The organism is Desulfovibrio sp., from assembly GCF_034006445.1.
Taxonomy (GTDB): Bacteria; Desulfobacterota; Desulfovibrionia; order Desulfovibrionales; family Desulfovibrionaceae; genus Desulfovibrio.
This window is the reverse complement of the sequence record NZ_JAVESS010000003.1, coordinates 13,196-36,104: the sequence shown is the minus strand read 5'-3', so window position 1 is coordinate 36,104 and position 22,909 is coordinate 13,196. Positions and strand designations below refer to the sequence as shown.

Below are 22,909 nucleotides of genomic sequence, written 5' to 3'. Positions count from 1 at the left end.
CTCCCCAAGCGCCGCCTGTATTGGCCAATCCGGCTTCTCGTGGAGCCTGTAGTCTGGAGAGTTCTTATGGAAAAGAAATATTGGCTCCTGAAATCCGAGCCTGGGTGCTATTCCATTGACGATCTTGCGGCCGAGCCGAAACAGATCACCTGCTGGAGCGGCGTGCGCAACTATCAGGCGCGCAATTTCCTGCGGGATCAGATGTCTGTGGGTGATATGGTCATTTTTTATCATAGCGTCACGGATCCTTCGGCCGTGGGCGTGGCCCGTGTGGTCAGGGCCGGATACCCGGACCCTACCGCCTGGGAGCCGGAAGACGAGCACTTTGATCCCAAATCAACGCCCGAAAGGCCGCTCTGGTATGCGGTGGATGTGCGATTTGTCAAAAAATTCGCCAATGCCGTGCCGCTCAAGGCCATGCGTATGGATCCGGCCCTGGCGGGTATGGAGTTGCTGCGCAAGGGGTCGAGGCTTTCGGTTATGCCCGTGAGCAAAGAAGAATTTGAGATTGTTTGCAGAATGGGGGATCCGTTGGGCGCGTAGGGGGCTGGCCGTTCAGGCTGTCAGCGCCTTTTTGATGGGCAAGGCATATTTTTGCCGTCGTCGGATACGTTTTCGACGTAAGAGCATTTACACGTTGAAAAAGTGTAAATGCTCTTACGTTGCACGACAGTGCAGCGCGCTACAACGTGGCGTGGATTCAGCCGAGCTTTAGCCGTTGCGGCCCGCGGTTGTTCGGGCAGGAAGCAGCCGTTTTTATGTATACCTCTGTGTACTAAGATTTTTGAGGCTTACCTATGAAAATTTGCTTAAATCTATAAGTAAACGCGCTGAAATTGTTAAAAAAATGAGTGCGCTGACCCAACAGGCAGATGGAATGTTGTAATGTTATACGGGTAATACAGTCAGAAGATTGCTCATATTTTTATTTTCTGACATGCTTTGCCTACTTTCCAATCACAAACGAAAAATAGTGTCGCCCGTTGGATATAGATGACATGCCATTTTCGATGTCATTTCTGGCTGCGATTCATATCCATTGTATTTTTTTGGTGTCAAATCTTGCAACGACACTGCCCAGTGTGAAAAAGCAGAACGCTTTCATTCAAAAGCAGTAACACAATATGGAGGCAGATTTGCGGGTCATATTCGCGCGCAAGATAGGTGCCGCGTAGTTAAAGCCTGATCTGACAGGCATTAACACAGCAGAATTCTTATTTGACGTGCGCTTGCAACTAAAGTGTTTCAAAATGATGTTGTCATCTGAGGGGAATTACCATGTTGCATCATAAGCTGTACGTCTTGCCACTTGCTCTTGCGGCTCTGTTCTTCCTGTTGCCGCTGTATGGTCTGGCCGCCACTGTGGAGTATAGTTCTGGAACGTATGATTACGTTATCGGCAACCCCGTCAATGCGGGTGACAGCACAGGCATCGGTGGCACGAACCTTAGAGCAACTATCAACAATGCCAATGCGTCCGGCAATACCGTGACCGTAACGGGTGGTACGGTAAACTGGATAATCAGCGGCGGCTATCATAGAAGCAATCTCGTTAGTGCTATGGCCAAGGACAACTGGGTGGAGATCACAAATTTCACCGGATCAATCTACACCAATGCTATTGGGGGGTTCGCCGATACAACAGATTATTCCAGCGCCATAGCCACGGGCAATAGTGTGCTCGTCAGGGGGGGGATGTTCGACAGCATTGTCGGCGGCGCTGCCTCGAACATTAAAGGTACGGCTTTGTCTGGCGACAACAGGGTGCATGTTACCGGCGCTACAGTAAATGACATTTCCGGCGGTCGCGCCAGGGCACACGCGGGTACGGAGGCCATAGCCACGGGGAATGAGGCGATTGTCATAGACAGCACGGTCACCAATGACATTTATGGCGGCTATGCTTTTGCCTCTCTTGGCATCGCCAGGGCTGTGGGCAATAGCGTAATCCTCAGCGGCGGCGAGGTACGCTGCGATATCTATGGCGGCTTTAGCGGCACCCGCGTGGGCGGTTGGGCCACGGGCAACAGTGTGACCATCAGCGGCGCTCCCAACCTGGCAAGCAGCAGAATTTTCGGCGGCTTTGTCAAAAATGTAACAGACCCTCATGAGTCCATAGACGAAGATGACTTCAGCGGCAACACCCTGAATATAAAAACATCGGGCCTGACTGTGCGGGGCCTGTACAATTTTCAGAATATCAACTTCTACCTGCCCTCCTCCCTGGCGGCGGGGGATACCGCACTTACCACGACCGTCGAGGCGCGTCTTTCTGAAAACAGCGATGGCACAGGCAGAAAGGCCACAATCAACGTGGGTGTTGCGGGCGGTGCCGCACCTCTAAAAAATGGGGACCATGTGGTGCTCATCGACGCCGAAACGCTGACCGGCACACCCGCCAACAGCACGGTCAACAGTCAGGGCGTGGCCCTGCGTTATAATTTCGACATTTTGACTCAGGGTAACAAATTACTGGCCACTGTCACCTCTTCCAGCGTAAACCCGCAAGCGAAAGCTCTGTCAGAAGGATTTATCGGCGGCATGGCCATGACATTGCAAGGAGCGGATCTCGCGGCGGGCAAGGGTATGGAATCTGCCGTGCAGGCCGCTTCCGGTGCGGGTGAGAACGTGCTTGCCGGGTTCGGCTCGCTTTCTGGCGGTTCACTTCGTTTCAACACCGGCTCGCATGTGGACATGAGGAGCCTGTCCCTGCTCACTGGGCTTGCCTGGGGCGCTGATTGTACTCTTGGACGTTTTACAGCGGGTCCTTTTTTCGAGTACGGCAATGGCTCGTACAATACCGCCAACTCCTTCAGCAATGCCGCTGACGTGGACGGCAACGGCAACACGTACTATCTGGGCGGCGGCCTGTTGGCCCGTATGGATTTCACATCCACCGGCCCCGGTCATTTTTATACCGAAGCCAGCGGCCGCGCAGGCTCGATACACAATAAATACGACAGCTCAGACCTGCGCGACGCCACCGGGCGCGAGGCGGAGTATGACAGCGACACGCCATATTACGGCCTGCATTTGGGCGCAGGCTATATATGGAACATTACTGACGCTGCCAGTCTTGACTTCTATGGCAAGTACTTCTGGACGCGGCAGTCGGGCGATTCCATCAGGCTGTCCACTGGCGACCCCATTGATTTTGATGATGTGTATTCCAGCCGTCTGCGGTTTGGTTCTCGCTTCGCCTACCTGGTAAATGAATATGTCAGCCCCTACGCTGGTGTTGCCTGGGAACATGAATTTGATGGCAAGGCCCGCGCCTCCACCAATGGCTACAGTATGCAAGCCCCGTCCATGCGCGGGGATACCGGCATCGGCGAGTTGGGCCTGTTGCTCAAGCCCTCCCAAACGCTGCCCCTGTCCTTTGACCTCGGCGTGCAGGGGTATACGGGCAAAAGAGAGGGTGTGACAGGCAGCCTGCAGGCCAGGTGGGAGTTTTGAAGTATAAATTGCAGCAGCTGCCAAAATCTGTAGTGCCCTGTCCTTTGAGAGGGGATTTTTGTGCCCTGCGGGCACGGAGGCCTTTTTTTATTTGTTGTTTGGGCCGCCTCCGGCGAGGGCTGGGGCGTAGGGGGCATGGCGGCGGGCGCTCTGAAGAGAACAAAGCAGAGTCTGTTCTTTGAGAGGCGGTTTGTGTGCCCTGCGGGCACGGAGGCCTTTTTTTATTTGTTGTTTGGGCCGCCTCCGGCGAGGGCAAGGCGGGGCCGGTTATGGGGCTGCGCCCCCTTCTCGGCCCCCCTTGCATCCCCCCCGAAGCACCCCCCTGGGGTTTTCCAGCTTCCGACATTCCACGAGGGCTGCGCGGCTTCTGCTCCGGGAGCTTCCTCGCTGCGCTCGGCGATCTCCCTCCGCGCCGCGCAATGCCAGCGTAGGGGTCGCGCTGAATGAGAGATTTGGGGCATGTGGGTGCTGTAGGAAGTCTCAGAAACGTATTTTCGCTGTCGGAAAAAGGTACAGTGTGATGCGGAGGTTGGGGCTTTGAGACTGGTTTTTTGAAATGCGTGGAAGGCTCCGCAGGCGGCAGGTTTTTCGAAAAGGGGCGGTTCGCACGAATCTCGCCGACGTGTCGGCTTCGGTTCTTTATGACGCCGCCCCGGCACCAATCCTTGCCCTGTCTGAGAAACTACACAGACTTCACGGCGTTGCTTGCGCGACAGATTTTTTTGGACTGAACCACGCCAAAGCTGCGGCTACGGTTGGACGCTACATAACGATCAGATATAAAGCCCAAATCCGCCACTATGTCTCAAGCCAGCCAGAAGCCGCTTGGCCTTGCATTCAACGCAAAGGAGCACGCTGGCATTGCGCGGCGCGCTGGGAGATCGCCGAGCGGAGCGAGGAAGCTCCCGGAGCAGAGGCCGCGCAGCCCTCGTGGAATGGTGGAATATGGAAAGCCCTTAAGGGCTAGCCCGTGGAAGTGGGGATATACGACAAGCCCAGCGGGGTCGTCCGAGGGGAGTGCAGAGGGGGCCTCGGAGGGGCGGCAGCCCCTAACAGGCCCCCATCTGCCGCCCGCCGCGCAGGCGGCCAAAACGTAATAAACGAAAATCCGTCGTGTCCGCAGGACACACAAACCGCATCTCAAAGGACAGGCCCTGCTTTTTCTTCAGAGCGCCCGCCGCGCATACTCACAGCCGCCCATACCCATGCCTAGTCGCGCATATCTGTAATCCCTCATTCACGCCTAGCCGCCCGGTTTCATCCCGCCCTTTTCGGGCTTCTTCTCCACCCCGTCGCCCTTGCCGTTGTTCACGCGCTCCGGCGCGTCTTCCTGCTGGGCAAGGGTAAAGAGGCGGCCCCGCTGCACGGCCTGTCTGCCGAATTTCTCGCGCAGGTTGTCCAGGGCGGCGTCCAGCTTTTGCCTTTTGGCCTCAACCTGCGGGTCCAGGTTCTGCCCGGCGGCCTTGCCCGCGCCCGGCAGAAAAAGCTGGTTGGCGGGCGCGTCAAAGCCCGACACGCCAAGCCCGATGAGGCGCACTGGCTGCGGCAGGGGCAGTTCGGCCAAGAGGCGGCAGCCTGTTTCAAAAATGGTTTCCGTGGCGTTGACGGGTTCTTCCAGCGTGCGGGAGCGGGTGATCTGCTTGAAGTCGCAAAATTTTACCTTGAGGGTAATGGTGCGGCCCTTGTAGCCGTGCCTGCGCAGGGAGGCGCCCACGCGCTCGGCATGGGCCATGAGCATGCGCTGCAGGAACGTCCTGTCCCGCGTGTCCTGCGCAAAGGTGCATTCCGCGCTTTCGCTCTTGGCGGCGCGCTCGGTCTCCACCTTGCGGCTGTCGCGCCCGTGCACACGCTCATAGAGCACAGCGCCCCATTTGCCGAAGCGGCGCTCCATAACTTCCGGGCTGAAGCGGCGCAACTGCCCCACGGTTTTGATGCCAAGGTCTTGCAGGCTTTGCACCATGCGCTTGCCGACACCGGGGATCTTGCCCACGGGCAGGGCGCACAAAAAGGCGTCCACATTTTCGGGGTACAGTATGAACACGCCGTCAGGCTTGTTCACTTCAGAGCATATTTTGGCCAGAAATTTTACCGGAGCCGCGCCCACCGAGCAGGTCAGGCCGCCCGTGACTTCCTCAATGCGGGCCTTGATGGCTGCCACAAGGTCTTCCAGCGGGCCAAAAAGCCGCTCAAGACCGGTGGCGTCCACATAGGCTTCGTCCACACTGGCTGGCTCCACAAGGGGGGAGAAATCCCGCAGGGCGTTCATGATGGCGTGCGAAAGTTCGCTGTATCGTGGGTAGCGCCCGCGCACAATGATTGCCTGCGGGCACAGCCGCCGCGCCACGACCATAGGCATGGCCGAATGCACGCCAAAGGCCCGCGCCTCGTAGGAACAGGTGGAAACCACGCCCCTGTCGCTGCTGCCGCCCACAATGACGGGCTTGCCCTGCAGGTCGGGGTTGTCCATTTGCTCCACCGAGGCGAAGAAGGCGTCCATATCAATATGAATAATCATGGCGGCGGCTCTGGAGCTGTTTACGAATGAAATGAACTAGGGAAGCACGGATTAAAGGGCCTCCTGGAAACGCTGACGGCTTGTGGAGTGCGTGCAGGATAGCAGGGCCTGCCTGACAGGGCAAACGTCGGGCCAGGGACGTCGTGCACGCCAGGCTGTAGTCAGGGCTGAAATCCCCGCTTCAGTTCAGAAGGCCCATCGTACCATGCAAAATATATAAAGAATTTTAGGGGGAGGGGGTGTGGGGGAGGAGACCCTTTTGCAAAAGGGTCCCTCCCCCACAGAGCATCTCTGAAGGAAGCACTGATTAAAGATCCTCCTGGAAACGCGCAGTTATTTCGTTTGGCAAGGCGCGATCTTTTTTTGAAGCAGGAGTGGGCTCTTCCGTCCTCGACTGTTTCAAAAAAAGTGAAGCAACGCCGCCAAACGGAATAAATCAGCGTTTCCCTTAATCCAGCTTCAGGCGAACCCTCTCAAGCTCCGTCTGCACAAAGGCTTCCGGCGAACCAAGGTAGCGCAGCAGATATTCGGACATGCCCAGCGCCACTTCGCGTTCGCCGCTGAATACGGCGGTAACGCCCTGCTGGCGCAGCTTGCGCGCATCCCCCACAAAGGACGTGTGCACAAGGATGCGCACATCGGGGTTGACGGCGCTGGCGATGGCCGCCACATCCGAGGCGGGTATGCTGGGCGTGGTCAAAAGCAGGGCTTCGGCCTTTTCAAGGCCAGCCTCGCGCAGCACCTCGGCCTGGCTGGCGTCGCCGTGAATGATGGGCAGGCCCTTGCCGCGTTCCTTGCGCACGGTGTCGATGTTCATCTCCACCACCACGGGCGTGATGCCGCTCTCGCGTAAAATACTGCAACAGCTGCGCCCCACGGGGCCGTAGCCGATGATCACAACATGGGGCTTGCCGTCATCCATTGTAGTGTCGGGCGCGCTTTCTGCTGGCGCGCCGCTTTTGCGTTTGGCCTCTATCCAGCGCGCCACGCCTTCAAGCTTGCGGAAAATTATGGGATTCAGCGTAATGGAAATCATGGCCGCAGGAATGATGGCATTGTTGACCCTGGCGTCAAAAATACCGAGGCTGATGCCCATGGCCGCGAGAATAAAGGAAAATTCACCAATCTGCGAGAGCGACGCCGAAACCGCCAGACCCAGTCGCAAGGGTTTGCGAAACAGGGTGGTCATGGCCAGCGCGCCCAGAGGTTTGATCACCAGGATGACAAAGAGGGTCACGAGCATGAGGGGCCAGTCCGTGAGCAGGGCCACGGGATCAAAGAGCATGCCCACTGAGACGAAGAAGAGCACCGCAAAGGCGTCGCGCAGGGGCAGGGCCTCGGCGGCGGCGCGTGCGCTGAACTCGGACTGCCCCACCACCATGCCTGCCAGAAAAGCCCCAAGGGCCATGCTGGCGTCAAAGACGTAGGCGGCTGCCACGGCGATGCCAAGGGCCAGGGCTATGACGGCCAGGGTAAAGAGGTCGCGCGTGCCCGTGCGGGCCACATAGCCCAGAAAGAGGGGGATAAGCTTTTGCCCCACAATGAGGGTAAAGGCCGTAAGCCCGGCCAGTTTGAGCAGGGTGAGGCCAAGGGCGCTCCAGAACTCGCCTCCGGGGCTGAGCACAGCGGGCAGCAGCACCAGCAGCAGGATAGTGAAGATGTCCTCCACCACCAGCCAGCCCAGGGCCACGTGCCCCGTATGGGTGTGGAGCTGGTGATTGTCGGTGAGAACGCGGGTGAGCACCACGGTGCTCGCCACGGATATGGCCATGCCGAAGATGGCTGCCGACATCAGGGAAAAGCCGAAGAAATAGTGCAGCAAAACCATACTGGCCAGGGTGGCGGCCGAAATCTGCACGGCTGCCCCGCTGAGGGCAATGGCCCCCACGGCCAGAAGGTCCTTGAGGTGAAAGTGCAGCCCCACGCCGAACATGAGCAGAATGACGCCGATTTCAGCGCACTGGGCCGCTGTGGAGGCATCGGCCTCGAATCCGGGCGAATACGGCCCCACCAGAATGCCTGCCAGCAGATAGCCCACAAGTGGCGAAAGGCGCAGCTTCTGGGTGATGAAGCCCAGTACCATGGCTGCTGAAAGGCCGCCTGCGAGAGTCAGTATCAGGTCAGTCTGGTGTTCCATGGCTTATTCCTCCTGGCCGGCCAGCCATTGCAGCCAGATGCTGCGGCGGCGCGGGCCGTCGCCTTCGCACAGATAGACGGACTGCCACGTGCCGAGGCAGAGTTCGCCGTTTTCCACAAAAAGGGTCAGGGAAGGGCCGTGCAGGGTGGCCTTGATATGGGCGTCGCTGTTGCCTTCGGCGTGGTGATAGTCGCCAAGGCGGGGAACAAGCCCGTTGAAAAAGGTCAGCATGTCGCGGCGCACGTCGGGGTCTGCCCCTTCGTTGACGGTGAGGCCGCAGGTCGTGTGCGGGCAGAAGAGCGCCAGCACGCCGTTGCGCCAGCCTTTTTCAATGGCGTTGCGGCGCACCACGCTGCGCAGTTGCGAGGTGATGTCGCGCATGTCGCTGCGGCTTGTGGTCTCAAATTCCAGACTAAGCACAACCGCCTCCTTGGGGGGATCAGATTAGGGCAAATTCCAGCAGGTCGGATCGGGCAATGCGGTCCAGCTCTTCCCGCTGGTTTTCGGGAGTTTCAGTAAACAGAAAGCCGAACAGGCCATACCGGGTATAGTCGTTGCGGCGCAGGCAGAGCACCTTTGCGAACTGCTTCGCCAGAGCCTCGTAGTCAAAGTCGCGAATGGGCGGGCAGTTGGCGGGCTTGTTCAGCGCCATGAGGGTATACAGCTTGCCTTCCTTGCCTTTGAGGATGCTGTTCCAGTCCGGTTTTACGCCTTCAAGAAAGCAGCCGTAGGAATGGAAGCCCCAGGCAAAAAGGCTGACGTCCGTGCTGCACCAGCCGGCAAAGCGCAGGGGGTTGAACTCGATGGGCAGGATGCGCCCGGACGCGTGGCGGCGCAGTTCCACGTGCGCCGGGAAGTTGCGCAGGCCCAGCAGGGCGTTGACCCTGTTGAACCAGTCCTCAAATTCCGCCAGACGTTCGTGGATGATGTCCGCGCTGGTGTAGTAGAGGCGGTCGCTCACGTCGTCGTCGCCGGTGAACTCGTGCCGCAGGATATTGCAGATGACGGCCTGTCCGTCCTGGTCAAAGTATACATCCACGGCGTATTCATCGCCATCAATATATTCTTCCAGCAGCCAGTCGTTGCCGTCAACCACCGATTGCGGGTACTGCGCGGCCCAGCGCTCCGCTTCTGCGGCAATGGCGCTTTTGGCGGCATGCCAGTCTTCGGCGTTGCCGATGCGGTAGACCCCAAGGCTGAAAAATCCCACGGCGGGCTTGAGCACGCAGGGCGCGCGCAGGGCTTCGAAGGGCAGGGCCTGCATTTCGGCCAGGCTGAGGCGGCGGTAGTAATAGTCCGGGTCCAGCGGGCGCAGCAGTTCGCGGGTCAGCGCCTTGTTCTTGAGTTTGGCTATGGCTTCGGCCAGGGCAGGGGAGCAGTGCTCCGTCACCCAGGCCAGGGAATTTTCGGAGCAGGTATACAGGCGGGCGGGGGCTGCCGCGCCGTGGGCCGGGCTATTGTTTTGGCCCTGCTCCTGGCTCTGATTCTGGCCCTGATTCTGGCCCTGTCCGCCGCGCAGCATGGCGGCAAAGCGGTCTTCGGGCACGAGGTTGAGCACCTGCCTGCCCTGCATTTTCAGATCGGTGGAACAGGCCCGCGCCATATAGTTATCAAGAACAGGTTCCTGCCGGGCTGCCGCGTAGGCCAGCAGCTCCGGCGAAACATAGGGTTGGTCGAGAATGATCATTCGCCGCCCAATACGCGGAAGTACACCGCGGGTTCCTTGAGCAGCCCGGCGTCAAGCGTGCGCTGCAGGGCGTCGCTCATGGCCTGGGCCGTTGTTTCGTGGGTCATGAAGACCAGGGGCACGCCCTGACCTTCGTCGGACTTCTGGATGACCTGGGCCATGCTGATGCCCTCGGCGGCCATGCAGCCCGAAAGATCACGCAGCACGCCGGGGGCGTCCTGCACCATCACGCGCACGTAGTAGCAGGAGCGCCATTCTTCGGGCGGCACAATGGCGGCCTTGGGCAGTTCCTTGTTCACAAAGCCGGTGTTGTTGGGGCGTTCGTCGCGGGCAACGGCCAGCAGGTCGGCCAGCACGGCTCCGGCGGTGGGCAGGTCGCCCGCGCCGCGCCCGTGGAAAAAGAGCGGGCCGGAGGCGTTGGCGTCCACGCGCACGGCATTGTATGCGCCGCCCACGCGCGCCAGCAGGTATTTGTGGTAAACAAGGGCGGGAAAAACCCCGGCTTCGAGGCGTACCGGCCCGTCGCCGCAGTCCTTGGCGTCGGCCTTATCTTCGGGACAGGGCACCTGGCGCACCTGGCCGATGAGCTTGATGCGGTAGCCGAATTCACGGGCCAGGCGGATGTCCAGTGCCGAAAGGCCACGGATGCCGCGCACCGAGAGGGCCGTGTAGGGATAGTGCACCCCGTAGGCCAGGCGGATGAGCAGAATGAGCTTGTGCGCCGCGTCGTGCCCGTCGATATCCAGGGTGGGATCGGCCTCGGCGTAACCCAGGTGCTGGGCCTGCTTGAGGGCCACGTCAAAATCCAGACCGTTGGAGGTCATTTCGGACAGGATGTAGTTGCTCGTACCGTTGAGAATGCCCATGAGGGACTGGATGCGGTTGCCCGTGAGGCTTTCCTTGAGGGCTTCCACAATGGGCACGGCTCCGGCCACGCTGGCCTCGTAGCGCAGGATGCGCCTCTTGCGGTCGGCCTTCTGGAACAGCGCAAGGCCTTCCTCGGCCAGCAGGGCCTTGTTGGCGGTGACAATGTGCTTGCCCTGGTCAAGAGCGCGGTCAATGAGGTCACGGGCATGGTCAATGCCGCCCATAAGCTCCACCAGCACGTCGATTTCGGGATCGTCCGTGAGGTCGCGGGGATTGGTGGTCAGTTCCGCCCCGTCGGGCAGGGGGATGCTGCGCGCCTTCTTGGCATTGCGCACCAGAACCTTCTTGAGCAGGATGTCCCGACCGGAACGGCGGCGGATAAGATCCGCGTTTTCCTCGATCAGGCGTACCAGGCCGCCGCCCACTGTGCCGAATCCGGCCAGGCCCACTACCAGTGGCTTGTCGCTGTTCTTGGTCATGATTTCTCCGAAAGTGCCCGGTAGCAAAGCCGCAACTGATAAGGCACCGGTTTTGACAGAGGCCGGGCAAGCCCGGCCTCCGCGTTTCTATTCTCCTACGTCATGCGCCAACGGTTCTCAAGAGTCGAAGGCGCGGAACAGCATACGTCGTCTGCTCCGGCAGTGAACCTTCGTGGATGCGCAGACGTTCTGCGCTTGAGTGAACATGCCGAAATCATTGAGAATGCGTATTTGCAGCGCTACGTGGCCCTAGTCGGCTGTGCCCGACAAAAGCTTGCGCATGCTGCTGACGGCCTGCCGCGTGCGGTGTTCGTTTTCAATAAGGGCAAAACGCACATATTCGTCGCCGTAAGAGCCGAAGCCAAGACCCGGCGAAACGGCCACGTGGGCCTCGGTGAGCAGCAGCTTGGAAAACTCCACGGAGCCCATCTTGCGGAAGGCTTCGGGTATGCGCGCCCAGACAAACATGGTGGCCTTGGGTGAAGGCACTTCCCAGCCTATGCGGTTGAGGCCGTCGATAAGGCGGTCGCGCCGTTCCCTGTAGATGTCGCAGATGTTCTGCACGCAGTCTTCCGGGCCGTTGAGGGCCACGGTGGCGGCTATCTGCACGGGCTGGAAGATGCCGTAGTCAAGATAGCTCTTGATGCGGCCCAGCGCGTGGATGAGGTGCTTGTTGCCCAGGCAGAAGCCCACGCGCCAGCCGGGCATGGAGTAGCTTTTGGACAGGGTGTAGAATTCCACGCCCACGTCCTTGGCGCCTTTTGCCTGCAGAAAGCTCGGGGCCTTGTAGCCGTCAAAAACAAGGTCGGCGTAGGCCAGGTCGTGTATGACCCAGATGTTGTTTGCCTTGGCGAATTCCACAATCTTTTCAAAAAAAGCCAGATCCGTCACTTCTGTGGTGGGGTTGTGCGGATAGCAGAGGAAAAGCAGCTTGGGCTTGGGCCAGGCCTGACGGGTGGCGGTTTCAAGGTCTTCAAAAAAATCCCGGCCGGGGCCGATGGGCACGCTGCGCACGTCCGCGCCCGCAATGATGGGGGCGTATTTGTGGATGGGGTAGGTGGGGTCGGGCGCAAGCACCACGTCGCCTGGCTCAAGCATGGCCAGCGAAAGGTGGGCAAGGCCCTCCTTGGAGCCCATGGTCACGATGGCTTCGCTTTCCGGGTCAAGGTCCACGTCAAAGTGGCGCTTGTAGCGGTCACAGACGGCCTTGCGCAGGTTGGGTATGCCGCGCGAAAGGGAATAGCGATGGTTGACGGGCTTGAGTGCTGCCTCTGCGAGCTTTTCCACAATGGGTGCGGGCGTGGGGATGTCCGGATTGCCCATGCTGAAGTCCACGATGTCGATGTTCTGCCGACGAAGCCGCATCTTGAGATCCCCAACCACGGCGAAAACGTAGGGGGGTAGGCGGCGAATGCGTGAAAACTCTTCCATTGTCTTGCTCCCAGAGCATATTGATTGTCCCGTCAAAGGCAAAAACGCCCTTGGCGGCGCGGCGGGCGGCCAGCTAGAGCATTTAACACTTGAAATGCTCGCGTACGGCAGGCAAAAGCCCGCCTACCCGCATTTCGTGGCAAGGATTTTCAGAAAAATCCTTGCAGAGCTTGTAACTCATTTCATTCGTAAACTGCTCTAGTCGCTCTGCCGCGCAAGGGTGAAAAAAAACCGTGTCAGCTGCGTCTGAAGCGCAGCCACGGCGGACGCCACAGGCGTTCCTCACAGTGTCTGTGCAGCATAGCCAGCGAAAAGCCGGTTTGTAAAGCTTCTGGATGGGATAATCAGCCAAATACCTCGCCTTTCACAGGGTTATGCCGCATAAAAAGAAATGCGCCCCTGACGATCAACCCGGCGCTCTTTGCTTTCAGGCCGTTGTGGTGTAATCTGGCCGCAAGTATGCCCGGAGGAACGCATGGACGACCATATCCGTTTTGACCATCAAACCCTTGAGTTGCATCTGCTGGATCAGCGCTTTCTGCCCGAGCAGGAGTCGGACTTTGTGTGCCGGACAGCGCAGGACGTCATCAGCGCCCTGCAAACCATGGTGGTGCGCGGTGCGCCCGCCATCGGCGTGACGGCGGCCTGGGGCTGCGTGCTGGCTCTCAAGGAGGCGCAGGGGCCGGATTGGGCCGCCAGGCTGGAACTGGGCATGGAGCGCATAGCCGCTGCCAGACCCACAGCCGTGAACCTGCGTTGGGGTGTGGATCGCATGCGCAACAAGTGGCGATCCTTTGGCGGGGCCAATATCGATCAGTCAGCCCTGCTCACGGCCTTTATTCATGAAGCCCAGTCCATGCAGGATGAGGATGTGGCCACTTGCAAGACTTTGGGCCGCCACGGGGCAACCTGCATCGAAGACGGCGACTGCGTGCTCACCCACTGCAATGCCGGGGCCCTGGCAACAGCGGGCTACGGCACGGCCCTTGGCGTCATCCGCGCGGCAGCCGAGTCGGGCAAGAAGGTCAGCGTTATTGCCGATGAAACCCGTCCCTTTCTTCAGGGCGCGCGTCTCACCGCCTGGGAACTGGCGCGGGACGGCATCCCCGTAACCGTGGCCTGCGACAATGCCTGCGCCCTGCTCATGAGCAGGGGGCTGGTGCAGCGCGTGGTGGTGGGCGCTGACCGCATTGCCGCCAACGGCGATACGGCCAACAAGATCGGCACCTTCGGCGTGGCCCTGTTGGCCAGACATTTTCATATTCCTTTCTATGTGGCGGCGCCTCTGTCCACCATTGACGCGGCCACGCCCGACGGATCGGGCATTCCCATAGAGCAGCGGCCGGACAGGGAAGTGACCCACGTGGGCGAAACGCGCCTGTGCCCCAGGGACGTGCCTGTGTTCAATTATGCCTTTGACGTGACTCCGGCGGAATATATATCCGGCATCATTACTGAAAAAGGCGTGCTGTATCCGCCTTACGGGCTGTCCATCTGGGCCGCGCTCAATGACCTGAGCACCGGCCGCAGCGCGGGCATCGGGGGGGCAGCGCCGGAATGCGAGGACTGTGACCCCGCGCCCGGCAGGAGCTAGACGCATGAAGGAACTCATCCTCGTTGTCGGCCCCGGTCAGCCGGATTTAGGGCCCTGCCAGGACGCCAGCGGCGAACAGTCCCGGCAGACCGTCATGCAGTGGGAGGGCTGGGAGCCGCCCACAGGGCACGTCTCACTGCCTGCCCTTTTGCGCGCCGACCTTGAAGCCATCCGCGCGGAGCATGCGGCCTGGGCCTACGACCTGGGGCGACTGACAGTGGAGGGCAAGGAGGCGCAGGACTGGCTGCGGGCCGGGCACGAGCTGTCCATGTGGTGGTGCTCGCTGCTGTATGAGCGCCATCCCAAGATGACGCCGGGCCTGTACACCGTGTACAAGCTGCGCGCCCTTGAACGCTTTATGGATCAGGAAGGTATTTCAGCCCTGTGCCTCAGCGGCGGGGATGATACCCTGCGCGAGGTTCTGGCCGACATGTGCCGTGCCTCCGGCCGGACGTTTTCCCTTGAGCAGGACGCACCAGCGCCTCTGGAGCCGCCAACGCCCCTTTTGCGGCGTCTGTACAATGCCGCGCCCGCGCCCTTGCGCGCTCTGGCCCGGTATGGGCACTGGCTGTGGGCCGTACGCCGCAGGCTGCCCGCAACGCCGGACGCAGGCAAGGCCCTCGCCCCGGTGCAGGGGCCGGACGGGCCAGTGCAAACGGCCACCATTGCCACCTATTTTCCCAATGTGGACATGAAGGCCGCCGGAGAGGGGCGCTTTCGCTCCCGCTACTGGGAAAAGCTGCACGACGTGCTGCATGACGAGGCCAGAAAGGAAGGCGCGCCCTGGGTGCGCTGGCTTTTCATCCGTTTTCCCGCGCCGCAGCTCAGCCTCGCGCAGTGTACGGCCCTGCGTGACCGGTTCCGCGCCGAAGGCAAGGACGGGGCCAGCTTTCACTACCTTGAGGAATTCTTGCGCCACCGCGACCTGTGGGCGGGCCTGTGGCGGTACCTGCGCCTGTGCCTTGGCAGCAGAAAGCTTGAGCCAGCCGTGCGCCCCGCCTTTCGTTTTGCCGGTTCACTGGTCAATTTCTGGCCGTACCTTGAGCCTTACTGGGTCGAATCCTTCAGGGGCTGGCGCTGCCTTGAGCGTTGCCTGCAGCAGCGCGCCTTTGACGTGTACGCCAGGGCGGCTGGCCCGCAACGCTGGACGCTCTTTCCGCTGGAAAACTGCCCCTGGGAGCGCATGCTCACCGTGGCCATGCGCGAGGCGGGAGCCGCCGCCACGCCATGTTCCGAACCAGCCGCCGGGCCGGTCATCGGGGCGCAGCACTCCACCGTGCGGCCCACGGATTTTCGCTATTTTGACGACCCCCGCACCTTCACGCCACCCTGCGACGCCTTTCAGCCCGACGCTGTGCGCGGCAACGGGCAGTCGGCCTGCACGCAGTGGTCTCAGGCGGGCGTTCCGCCCGAGCGGCTTGGCGAAGTGGAAGCGCTGCGCTATCTCTATCTTGCCGAAAGCCAGCACGGCACGGCTGCCCCAGGCGCTCATGCCGAAAGCAGCACCGGGACAACCAGTCCTGCCGCAAGCAGTGCCACGGCAAGCAGTTCCGGCCCGGGCAGCTTCGGCCCAGACAATCCCGCCGGGCAGGAAGCCGAAGCCGCCAAGGCCAGCGGAGCCGGTGCAGCCGGGCAGCTCAAGCGCCTTCTGGTTGTCACCAGCTTTTTCAAGGATGAAACCGAGGCCCATCTTGTTCTGCTGGCCCGCGCCCTGCATGCGGGCGTGCTCAAGGGCTGGCAGCTTGTGGTAAAACCCCACCCCTACCTGCCGGTGGAGGAGCGCCTGCGCGCCCTTCTGGGCCGCCGCGCCTCTGAGGTGCGCATCGCTCAGGGGGCCATAGGCGAGGAACTTGCGCCGGGGGTTGTGGTCTGGTCTTCCAACTCCACCACGGTGGCCCTTGAGGCCGCCTTGATGGGTTTGCCGGTCATGAGCATGCTGCCGGTCAATGACTTTGATCTGTGTCCTTTGCAGGATGTGGCGCAATTGCCGCGTACCGGCAGTGTTGAGGATGTGGCCCAGGCTCTCGCCACAGCCGCGCCGCTGCAACTGCCGCCCGACTATCTGGATCTGGACCCGGCCCTGCCGCGCTGGAAAAAGCTGCTTGGAGTGTAATTATGACAATGGGCACTCAGGAACGCATCCTCGAAATGGTGCACCACTGCTACTGGGACAATAATGCCAACTGCGCCCAGACAACCCTGCATTGCCTTGAGCAGTTGACGGGGCTGCCTGTACACCCATCGCTGTATCAGGCCACTGTCGGCTGCCACGGGGCAGCGGGCCATGGCGGGCAATGCGGCCTGATGGAAGGGGCCACGCTCTTTCTTGGACTGTACTGCGCCGCCATGGGCAAAAGCGCTGAAGAGACGGAAGAAATCTGTGGTCGCTATGCCTTGGTCTTCAACCGCAACTTCAGCAGTATGGCGTGCAGTGATCTTCGGCCCGGCGGTTTTCGCGCCGACGATCCTCCCCATTTGTGCGAGCGCTTTACCGTGCGGGCTGTGACCTGTCTGCACGATTTCGTCTCTTGCCTGAAGTAGCCTCGGGATCAGGGCGCGCTCCGGCATGCCGTGCGGGCGTCCTCCCGTTGCGTGGTGGAGCGTCCTGTGTCACAAGGAGATATGCGGTTCTGTCAGTAGCGGAGCCGCTGTATCTTTGCGCAGTGGGTGGACTTTAAAAAAGTAAATGCTCTGGCGCGGCACGAGAGCGCAGCGCGCCATAACGTGGCGTGGACTCTGCCGAGCGTCTGTTTGTGACAAAGGAAGCTGCGGATAGCGTCAGCCATTGGCAGGGTGCCCGTTCAAGTAACCCATTGCCGTCTTTATCCGCAAGCGGCAAAGGCCCGCTGACGGCACTGCAAAGCGCATTTTCCGGCAGAATGAACACTTTGAAATGTAAAGTAGTTCAGAGTTAATCCGGTCTAGGGGGCCTCATGCTCAGTGTTTTTGACCTGTTCAAGATTGGCATCGGGCCGTCCAGTTCACACACGGTAGGCCCAATGGTGGCGGGCAAGGCTTTTGCCGGAGAATTGGCGCTTCTGGGGCTGTTGCCCTGTATCGGGCGCGTTACCATTGATCTTTTTGGCTCTCTGGCGCTCACCGGCGAAGGGCACGGTACCACCGGGGCCATTTTGGGCGGGCTGGAAGGTGAAGAACCCGCCTCGGTGGACACGGCGCGTCTGGCGCGGCGCACGGCGGAACTCCAAAATAATGCCGACCTGACCCTCATCTGCGCGCATACGATTCCCTTTGACTACGCGCGCGACATGCGCCTGCACAAGGGCATGTTTTTGCCCCGCCATTCCAACGCCATGCGGCTCACGGCCCATGCCGCCGACGGCACCGAAGTCTATACCCGCACCTATTATTCCATCGGCGGCGGCTTCATCCGTACAGATGCGGACTTTGACGCCGAAACCGAAACCTGGCCCACTCCACCCTATCCGTACAAGACGGCTGGCGAACTGTTTGCCATTTGCGAGCGCGAAGGCAAAACCGTGGCCCAGATCGTCATGACCAATGAAAGTTTCTGGCATACGGCCGCAGAGGTGCGCCGCCGCGCCCAGGCCGTCATGGACGTCATGCGGGATTCGGTTGAACGCGGCTGCTACACTGACGGCGTGCTGCCGGGCGGCTATAACGTGCGGCGGCGCGCGCCCAACCTGCTGCGCAAGGTCAGCGCCCTTCAGGCCCAGGGTCGCCGCGACCTGAGCCTGTGGCCGACGCTGTATGCCTTTGCCGTGGCGGAAGAAAACGCCTCGGGCGGGCGGGTGGTCACGGCCCCCACCAACGGAGCCGCCGGTGTTGTGCCCGCTGTGCTGACCTATTACCAGAACTTCTACCCCCATGCCACGGAAGAGGGCGCGCTTGATTTTCTGCTCACAGCCGGGGCCATCGGCCTGTTTTACAAGACCAACGCCTCCATCTCCGGGGCGGAGGTCGGCTGCCAGGGCGAGGTGGGCGTGGCCTGCTCAATGGCGGCAGGAGCCTACTGCGCCGTGACGGGCGGCAACGTCAAACAGGTGGAAGTGGCTGCGGAAATCGGCATGGAGCACAACCTCGGCCTTACCTGCGACCCTGTCGGCGGCCTTGTGCAGATACCCTGCATTGAGCGCAACGGGGTGGCGGCGGAGCGCGCGGTCAACTGCGCGCAGCTTTCACGCCTTGAAGACGGGCGGCAGCGGGTCATCTCGCTGGACGCCATCATTGAGGTCATGTACCGCACCGGGCTCGATTTGCAGTCCCGCTACAAGGAAACGTCCCTGGGCGGCCTGGCCCAGGCCGTGGCCGAAGGTCTTGAGCGCAAGAAACAAGGCGATACTGCCTGACCCTGGCCCTGACTCTGGCCCTGAAGCCCGATCCTGATACGCAAGTCCCATACCAAAGGAAGAACGCTTATGAGTGAGATACGCATTGTGGCCGAACTGGAAGTGCTGCCGCAGCACAGGGAAGAACTTATGCCCGTGTTGCAGGCGCTGGTGGACGGCAGCCGGGGCGAAGCGGGCAATATTGCCTATGACCTGACCGAAGATCTTTCCAATGTCTGCCACTTTTTCGTCATCGAAACCTGGGCCTCGCAGCAGGCCATAGACGAGCACAACGACACGCCGCACTTCAGGGCCTTCGTAGGTTTTGTGGAAGGCAAGCTCAAGGGGCTGGCCATAACCCTGCTCAAAAAAGTTTTTTAGGGAAACGCGGATTTATTCCGTTTGGCGGTGTTGCTTGACTTTTTTTGAAACAGTCGAGGACGGAAGAGTCCACTCCTGCTTCAAAAAAAGATCGCGCCTTGCCAAACGAAACAACTGCGCGTTTCCAAGAGGCTCTTTAACCAGTGTTTTCTTAGATTGACGTCAGGTTGAAATGCTTTGTGGTGGAGGGACCCTTTTGTAAAAGGGTCTCCTCCCCCACGCCCCCACCCCCTAAAACTTTTTCGCATTGAGAATATCCATTCTCAATGCTTCTAAAACGCCTGCTTCGGCGCGTAACAGCGCAAATAAATCGCGCTTACGCCTCCACGGCGGGCGTCTGCTCATGCAGCCGCCAGAGCAATTTCAACGTGAAATCGCTCTGAAACTTTTATGCAAACATCCCCGCAACGCCATAAGCGTTGCGGGGATGTTTGCTGTGAAACTTACGGGGATATGCGGCAGATCAGCCCGCAAAGGCAAAATAATGCATAAGGGAGGCTCTGCCCAGGGGCGGAAAATAATGCAGCAGGCAGGTCAGCCCCCAGCGCTGGCGGAATCGGTTGAAATAAAAAGCCATATCCAGGCGGCGAAGGCGGGGGTGCCATTTGTCCAGGCTGCCGTCATGGTCATAGCCCCAGGTCATTTCCGCATTGAGTTTGCTGACAGCAGAATTTTTATTCATTTTTTTGCATACAAAGCTGCCCGTTGTGTCAAAAGCGAGGTGCGCACCAGGAAAATTGTCCGCCAGGTCCCTGAGCAGCGACCGCACTTCCGCCTCGCGCAGATACATGAGCACGCCCTCCGCAATGAACAGAATGTTGCGGCCCGCGTAGTCCTGCTGCAGCCTGTGCATCCAGTCCCTGTCAAGGATGGAGCCTGTCCAGTCAAGGCAGCGCTCGTCGGTTTGGGGTAAAAGCTCCTGCCGCAGGCGCATCACTTCCGGCAGATCCATGTTGATCTGAACGCCCTTGCCGGAATCGGTGCGCCAAAAACGGGTGTCCAGTCCGCAGCCCAGTTGGACAACCACAGGATTTTCCTTGTCATGCAAAAAAGCCTTGGTCAGGTCGTCAAAGTAGCGCACACGTACAGCCGTGCCCACACGCGTCATGTGGTTCACGGGAAAGATGAACACCTCCGGCGGCAGCCCCTCCACGGCCTTGCGCGCTCCGGGGTCTTTGAACATTCCGTCGGGCAGGTCATCCTCCTGCGAACGGATGCGCAGGGTTATGAGTAAGGTTCTTGACGCGGGATGTTCCAAAAGCCCGTTTGTATTCATGATCCTCTCCAGATAGAGTGTGGGATCCCCCCCCGTGATGCTTTGGTGTGGACTTTATTGAAATAGAATTTCAATGTCAAATAGAGGAGGCAGTACTGTCCTTGCGCGTACATCCGCACGCACCCACATATCCTGCAACTGTGAGCCTTCATTAATCTGTTCTGGCCTCAGCGCGAAGAAACCCCGGCGTGAAAGCGCAAGCGCAGTTTCGCGGCGGGGTCTGTTTTTGCAGCCTGTCGGATCAGAATGCCACTCTGCTCCAGATAAGAAACATCGTGGTGCTACAGGAAAAACAATAAAGGTTTTAGGGGGTGTGGGTGTGGGGGAGGAGACCCTTTTGCAAAAGGGTCCCTCCCCCACAAAGCATTTCACTGCTGAAAGGCTCTAAGGAAGCACTGATTAAAGAGCCTCCTGGAAACGCGCAGTTATTTCGTTTGGCAAGGCGCGAACTTTTTTTGAAGCAGGAGTGGACTCTTCTGTCCCCGACTGTTTCAAAAAAAGTGAAGCAAGTCCGCCAAACGGAATAAATCAGCGTTTCCCTAGCGCGGTTCGATAACCTCAAGCCCATTCATATAGGGAACCAGCACCTTGGGCAAAATGACGCTGCCGTCTTTTTGCTGGCAGTTTTCCAGAATGGCGGCGGTGGTGCGCCCTGTGGGCAGGCCGGAGCCGTTGAGGGTATGGACAAAGGCCGTCTTGCCGCCCTTGGGCTTGAAGCGAATGTCTGCCCGGCGTGCCTGAAAATCGGTGCAGTTGGAACAGGACGATATTTCCCTGTAGGTTTTCTGCGCGGGCATCCACACTTCCACATCATAGGTCTTGGCGGAGGAAAAGCCCATGTCGCCGGTACACAGGGTGATGACGCGGTAGGGCAGTTCCAGCAGTTCCAGCAGGGCGCAGGCATGGCCGCGCATGAGTTCAAGCTGGTTAAAGCTGTTGTCGGGGTGGGCAAAGCGCACCATTTCCACCTTGGTGAACTGATGCATGCGTATCATGCCGCGCGTATCCTTGCCCGCACTGCCCGCTTCCGAGCGAAAGCAGGGGGTGGCCGCGCAGTAGGCGCGGGGCAGATCGGCCTCATCCAGCACTTCGCCCGCGTGCAGGTTGGTCAGCGGCACTTCGGCTGTGGGAATGAGAAAATAGTCCCAGTCCTGCAGCTTGAACAGGTCTTCCTCAAACTTGGGCAACTGGGCCGTGCCCGTCATGGTGGCGCGGTTGACCATGTAGGGCGGGCTTACCTCGGTATAGTCGCCGTGGATGGTGTGGCGGTCGAGAAAAAAGGCGGCCAGGGCGCGCTCAAGGCGGGCTCCCCAACCGAGGGACACCACAAAGCGGCTGCCTGTCAGGCGCGCGGCACGCTCAAAGTCCAGACCGCCCAGGGCTACGCCGATGTCGCCGTGTTCGCGCACCTCGAAGTCGAACTGGCGCGGGCTGCCCCAGCGGCTGACCTCGACATTTTCGTTCTCGTTGGCGCCCAGGGGCACGGAACTGTCGGGAATGTTGGGCACGCGCATGAGCCAGCTTTCCACATGGGCCTTGGCCTGCACTGTTTCGCCTTCAAGGTTCTTGATGCGGTCAGACAGAGTGGAGAGTTCGGCAAGCAGTTCCGTGGCATCCTGCCCAGAGCGCTTGAGAGCCGCCACCTGACCGGAGGCTTCATTGCGTTTGCTCTTGAGGCCTTCGATTTCAGTGAGCAGGGTGCGGCGTTTGCCGTCCAGCTCAAGAAAAGCGTCCACACTGAGATCCGAATGACGGTCGGCCAGAGCCTTGGCCAATACTTCGGGCTGCTTCTGCACCAGTTTGAGATCGATCATGACCGCTCCTGAAAGATTGCGCTGTATCGCGCCGAATACGCGGTAAAATTGCGACCTGAAGCCGCGCGCGTTAAGGTTATTCCTTTATCATGGGGGCAGGCTGCCTTGCAAGGCTGGCTTTTTACGTATATATAGACCGCTGAAAGACTCTTGAAAATTTCTATAAAAACGCGAGGCTGTCATGAAACCTGTGCGCAACGTATTATTCCTTGTTTTGCTGGCCTTTCTGGCTACAGCCTGCGGGCCCGCCAACAGCGTGCGTCTGCTGCCGCCGCCTTTTCAGGAAGGCGCTGTGCTGCCCGGCCCCAAGGCTCCCAGGGTGACGGTGGTGGCATTTGACGACAAAAGAGAGGATATGACTGTCATCGGCTCCCGCCGCGACAATACCGCCTTTGTCACCAATGACAGCGTAACCCAGTGGATAAGCAAGGCCCTTGCCGATGAACTGGCCCGCAACGGACTTCAGGTGTCTTATTCCGACAGCGTGAGCCAGGCTCGCGCGGGCAACCCCGACTACCTGGTGACCGGCGACGTTGATCAGGTCTTGCTGCGCGAAAAATCCGCCACCGACCTTTCGACGCAGATGCGCGTCAATTATTCCGTGGCCAACCGCCAGAGCCGCATCTACAAAGAAACGCTCAATGCCTCGCAGTCGCGTACGGTCATGCCCACGGGCAGCGCTGCGGATACAATCATGCTGGACACGCTGCGTGAACTCATCAAGCCCATGGCGCAAAAGATTGTCCAGGCTATTGAGGCCAAAAAATAGACTTCTGCGCGCTCTGCGTGCGGTGTTTTTTTGCGCGGCGCTGACAGCGGCCGTGATGGTATATTGTGCTCTGCCGCCGACCCTTGTGGTCGGCGGTCTTGCGTTGGAGGCCCGCGCTGCCGTGGCCCCTACGGAATCGCCGCCCTCTGCGGGCGGCCAGCCGGAAAGCCCGTCGAAAAGCCAGGGGGCCAGGCAA

General features: G+C 59.9%; 17 protein-coding genes. 9 read left to right on the top strand and 8 right to left on the bottom strand.

Annotated elements, in window-relative coordinates; genetic code table 11:
• The first annotated feature begins 66 nt into the window (after positions 1–66).
• Positions 67–543 (top strand): EVE domain-containing protein, encoded by a 477-nt coding sequence (locus tag RBR41_RS04975; RefSeq protein WP_320351487.1) that lies wholly within the window; start codon positions 67–69, stop codon positions 541–543.
• A gap of 735 nt (positions 544–1,278) precedes the next feature.
• Positions 1,279–3,456, top strand: coding sequence for an autotransporter outer membrane beta-barrel domain-containing protein (locus RBR41_RS04970; protein ID WP_320351486.1), 2,178 nt, complete (start codon positions 1,279–1,281; stop codon positions 3,454–3,456).
• 1,243 nt (positions 3,457–4,699) lie between these two features.
• On the opposite strand, the gene RBR41_RS04965 is transcribed toward RBR41_RS04970, so the two are convergent.
• The 6 genes from RBR41_RS04965 to RBR41_RS04940 form a co-directional block, all read right to left on the bottom strand.
• Positions 4,700–5,971 carry a DNA polymerase IV gene (locus RBR41_RS04965; protein WP_320351485.1) on the bottom strand — a complete coding sequence of 424 codons (1,272 nt, stop codon included), beginning with the start codon at positions 5,969–5,971 and terminating at the stop codon, positions 4,700–4,702.
• Between the two features lie 448 nt (positions 5,972–6,419).
• Positions 6,420–8,108: a cation:proton antiporter gene (locus RBR41_RS04960; RefSeq protein WP_320351484.1), complete on the bottom strand. Its 1,689-nt coding sequence runs from the start codon at positions 8,106–8,108 to the stop codon at positions 6,420–6,422.
• 3 nt (positions 8,109–8,111) lie between these two features.
• Positions 8,112–8,528 carry a secondary thiamine-phosphate synthase enzyme YjbQ gene (locus RBR41_RS04955; protein WP_320351483.1) on the bottom strand — a complete coding sequence of 139 codons (417 nt, stop codon included), beginning with the start codon at positions 8,526–8,528 and terminating at the stop codon, positions 8,112–8,114.
• 19 nt (positions 8,529–8,547) lie between these two features.
• Positions 8,548–9,795, bottom strand: coding sequence for an ATP-grasp domain-containing protein (locus RBR41_RS04950; RefSeq protein ID WP_320351482.1), 1,248 nt, complete (start codon positions 9,793–9,795; stop codon positions 8,548–8,550).
• The gene (locus tag RBR41_RS04945) at positions 9,792–11,141 is read right to left on the bottom strand and encodes a homoserine dehydrogenase (RefSeq protein WP_320351481.1); all 1,350 of its coding nucleotides are present in this window, start codon (positions 11,139–11,141) and stop codon (positions 9,792–9,794) included. The genes RBR41_RS04950 and RBR41_RS04945 overlap by 4 nt, the downstream gene beginning before the upstream one ends.
• Before the next feature lie 249 nt (positions 11,142–11,390).
• Positions 11,391–12,572 (bottom strand): aminotransferase class I/II-fold pyridoxal phosphate-dependent enzyme, encoded by a 1,182-nt coding sequence (locus RBR41_RS04940; protein WP_320351480.1) that lies wholly within the window; start codon positions 12,570–12,572, stop codon positions 11,391–11,393.
• Here RBR41_RS04940 and RBR41_RS04935 point away from each other — a divergent pair.
• The 6 genes from RBR41_RS04935 (at position 12,553) to RBR41_RS04910 (ending at position 18,854) form a co-directional block, all read left to right on the top strand.
• Entirely contained in the window at positions 12,553–12,774 is a 222-nt protein-coding gene (locus RBR41_RS04935; protein WP_320351479.1) for a hypothetical protein, read from the top strand. The genes RBR41_RS04940 and RBR41_RS04935 overlap by 20 nt on opposite strands.
• 273 nt (positions 12,775–13,047) lie before the next feature.
• Positions 13,048–14,166 carry an S-methyl-5-thioribose-1-phosphate isomerase gene (mtnA, locus tag RBR41_RS04930; RefSeq protein WP_320351478.1) on the top strand — a complete coding sequence of 373 codons (1,119 nt, stop codon included), beginning with the start codon at positions 13,048–13,050 and terminating at the stop codon, positions 14,164–14,166.
• Positions 14,167–14,170: 4 nt separating this feature from the next.
• On the top strand, positions 14,171–16,279 hold the full coding sequence (locus tag RBR41_RS04925; protein ID WP_320351477.1) for a TIGR04326 family surface carbohydrate biosynthesis protein: 2,109 nt from the start codon (positions 14,171–14,173) through the stop codon (positions 16,277–16,279).
• Between the two features lie 2 nt (positions 16,280–16,281).
• On the top strand, positions 16,282–16,707 hold the full coding sequence (locus RBR41_RS04920; RefSeq protein ID WP_320351476.1) for a C-GCAxxG-C-C family (seleno)protein: 426 nt from the start codon (positions 16,282–16,284) through the stop codon (positions 16,705–16,707).
• 392 nt (positions 16,708–17,099) lie between these two features.
• On the top strand, positions 17,100–18,494 hold the full coding sequence (locus RBR41_RS04915; RefSeq protein ID WP_320351475.1) for an L-serine ammonia-lyase: 1,395 nt from the start codon (positions 17,100–17,102) through the stop codon (positions 18,492–18,494).
• A 69-nt stretch (positions 18,495–18,563) separates the two neighbouring features.
• Positions 18,564–18,854, top strand: coding sequence for a putative quinol monooxygenase (locus RBR41_RS04910; RefSeq protein WP_320351474.1), 291 nt, complete (start codon positions 18,564–18,566; stop codon positions 18,852–18,854).
• A 463-nt stretch (positions 18,855–19,317) separates the two neighbouring features.
• Here the strand turns inward: RBR41_RS04910 and RBR41_RS04905 are convergent, their stop codons facing one another.
• Both RBR41_RS04905 and serS read right to left on the bottom strand, forming a co-directional pair.
• The gene (locus tag RBR41_RS04905; RefSeq protein ID WP_320351473.1) at positions 19,318–20,130 is read right to left on the bottom strand and encodes a class I SAM-dependent methyltransferase; all 813 of its coding nucleotides are present in this window, start codon (positions 20,128–20,130) and stop codon (positions 19,318–19,320) included.
• A 539-nt stretch (positions 20,131–20,669) separates the two neighbouring features.
• A complete protein-coding gene (gene serS, locus RBR41_RS04900) occupies positions 20,670–21,944 on the bottom strand; it encodes a serine--tRNA ligase (RefSeq protein ID WP_320351472.1) in 1,275 nt (424 codons plus the stop codon).
• Between the two features lie 181 nt (positions 21,945–22,125).
• Between serS and RBR41_RS04895 the strand changes: the two genes are divergently transcribed.
• The gene (locus tag RBR41_RS04895) at positions 22,126–22,713 is read left to right on the top strand and encodes a hypothetical protein (protein ID WP_320351471.1); all 588 of its coding nucleotides are present in this window, start codon (positions 22,126–22,128) and stop codon (positions 22,711–22,713) included.
• Positions 22,714–22,909 lie beyond the last annotated feature (196 nt).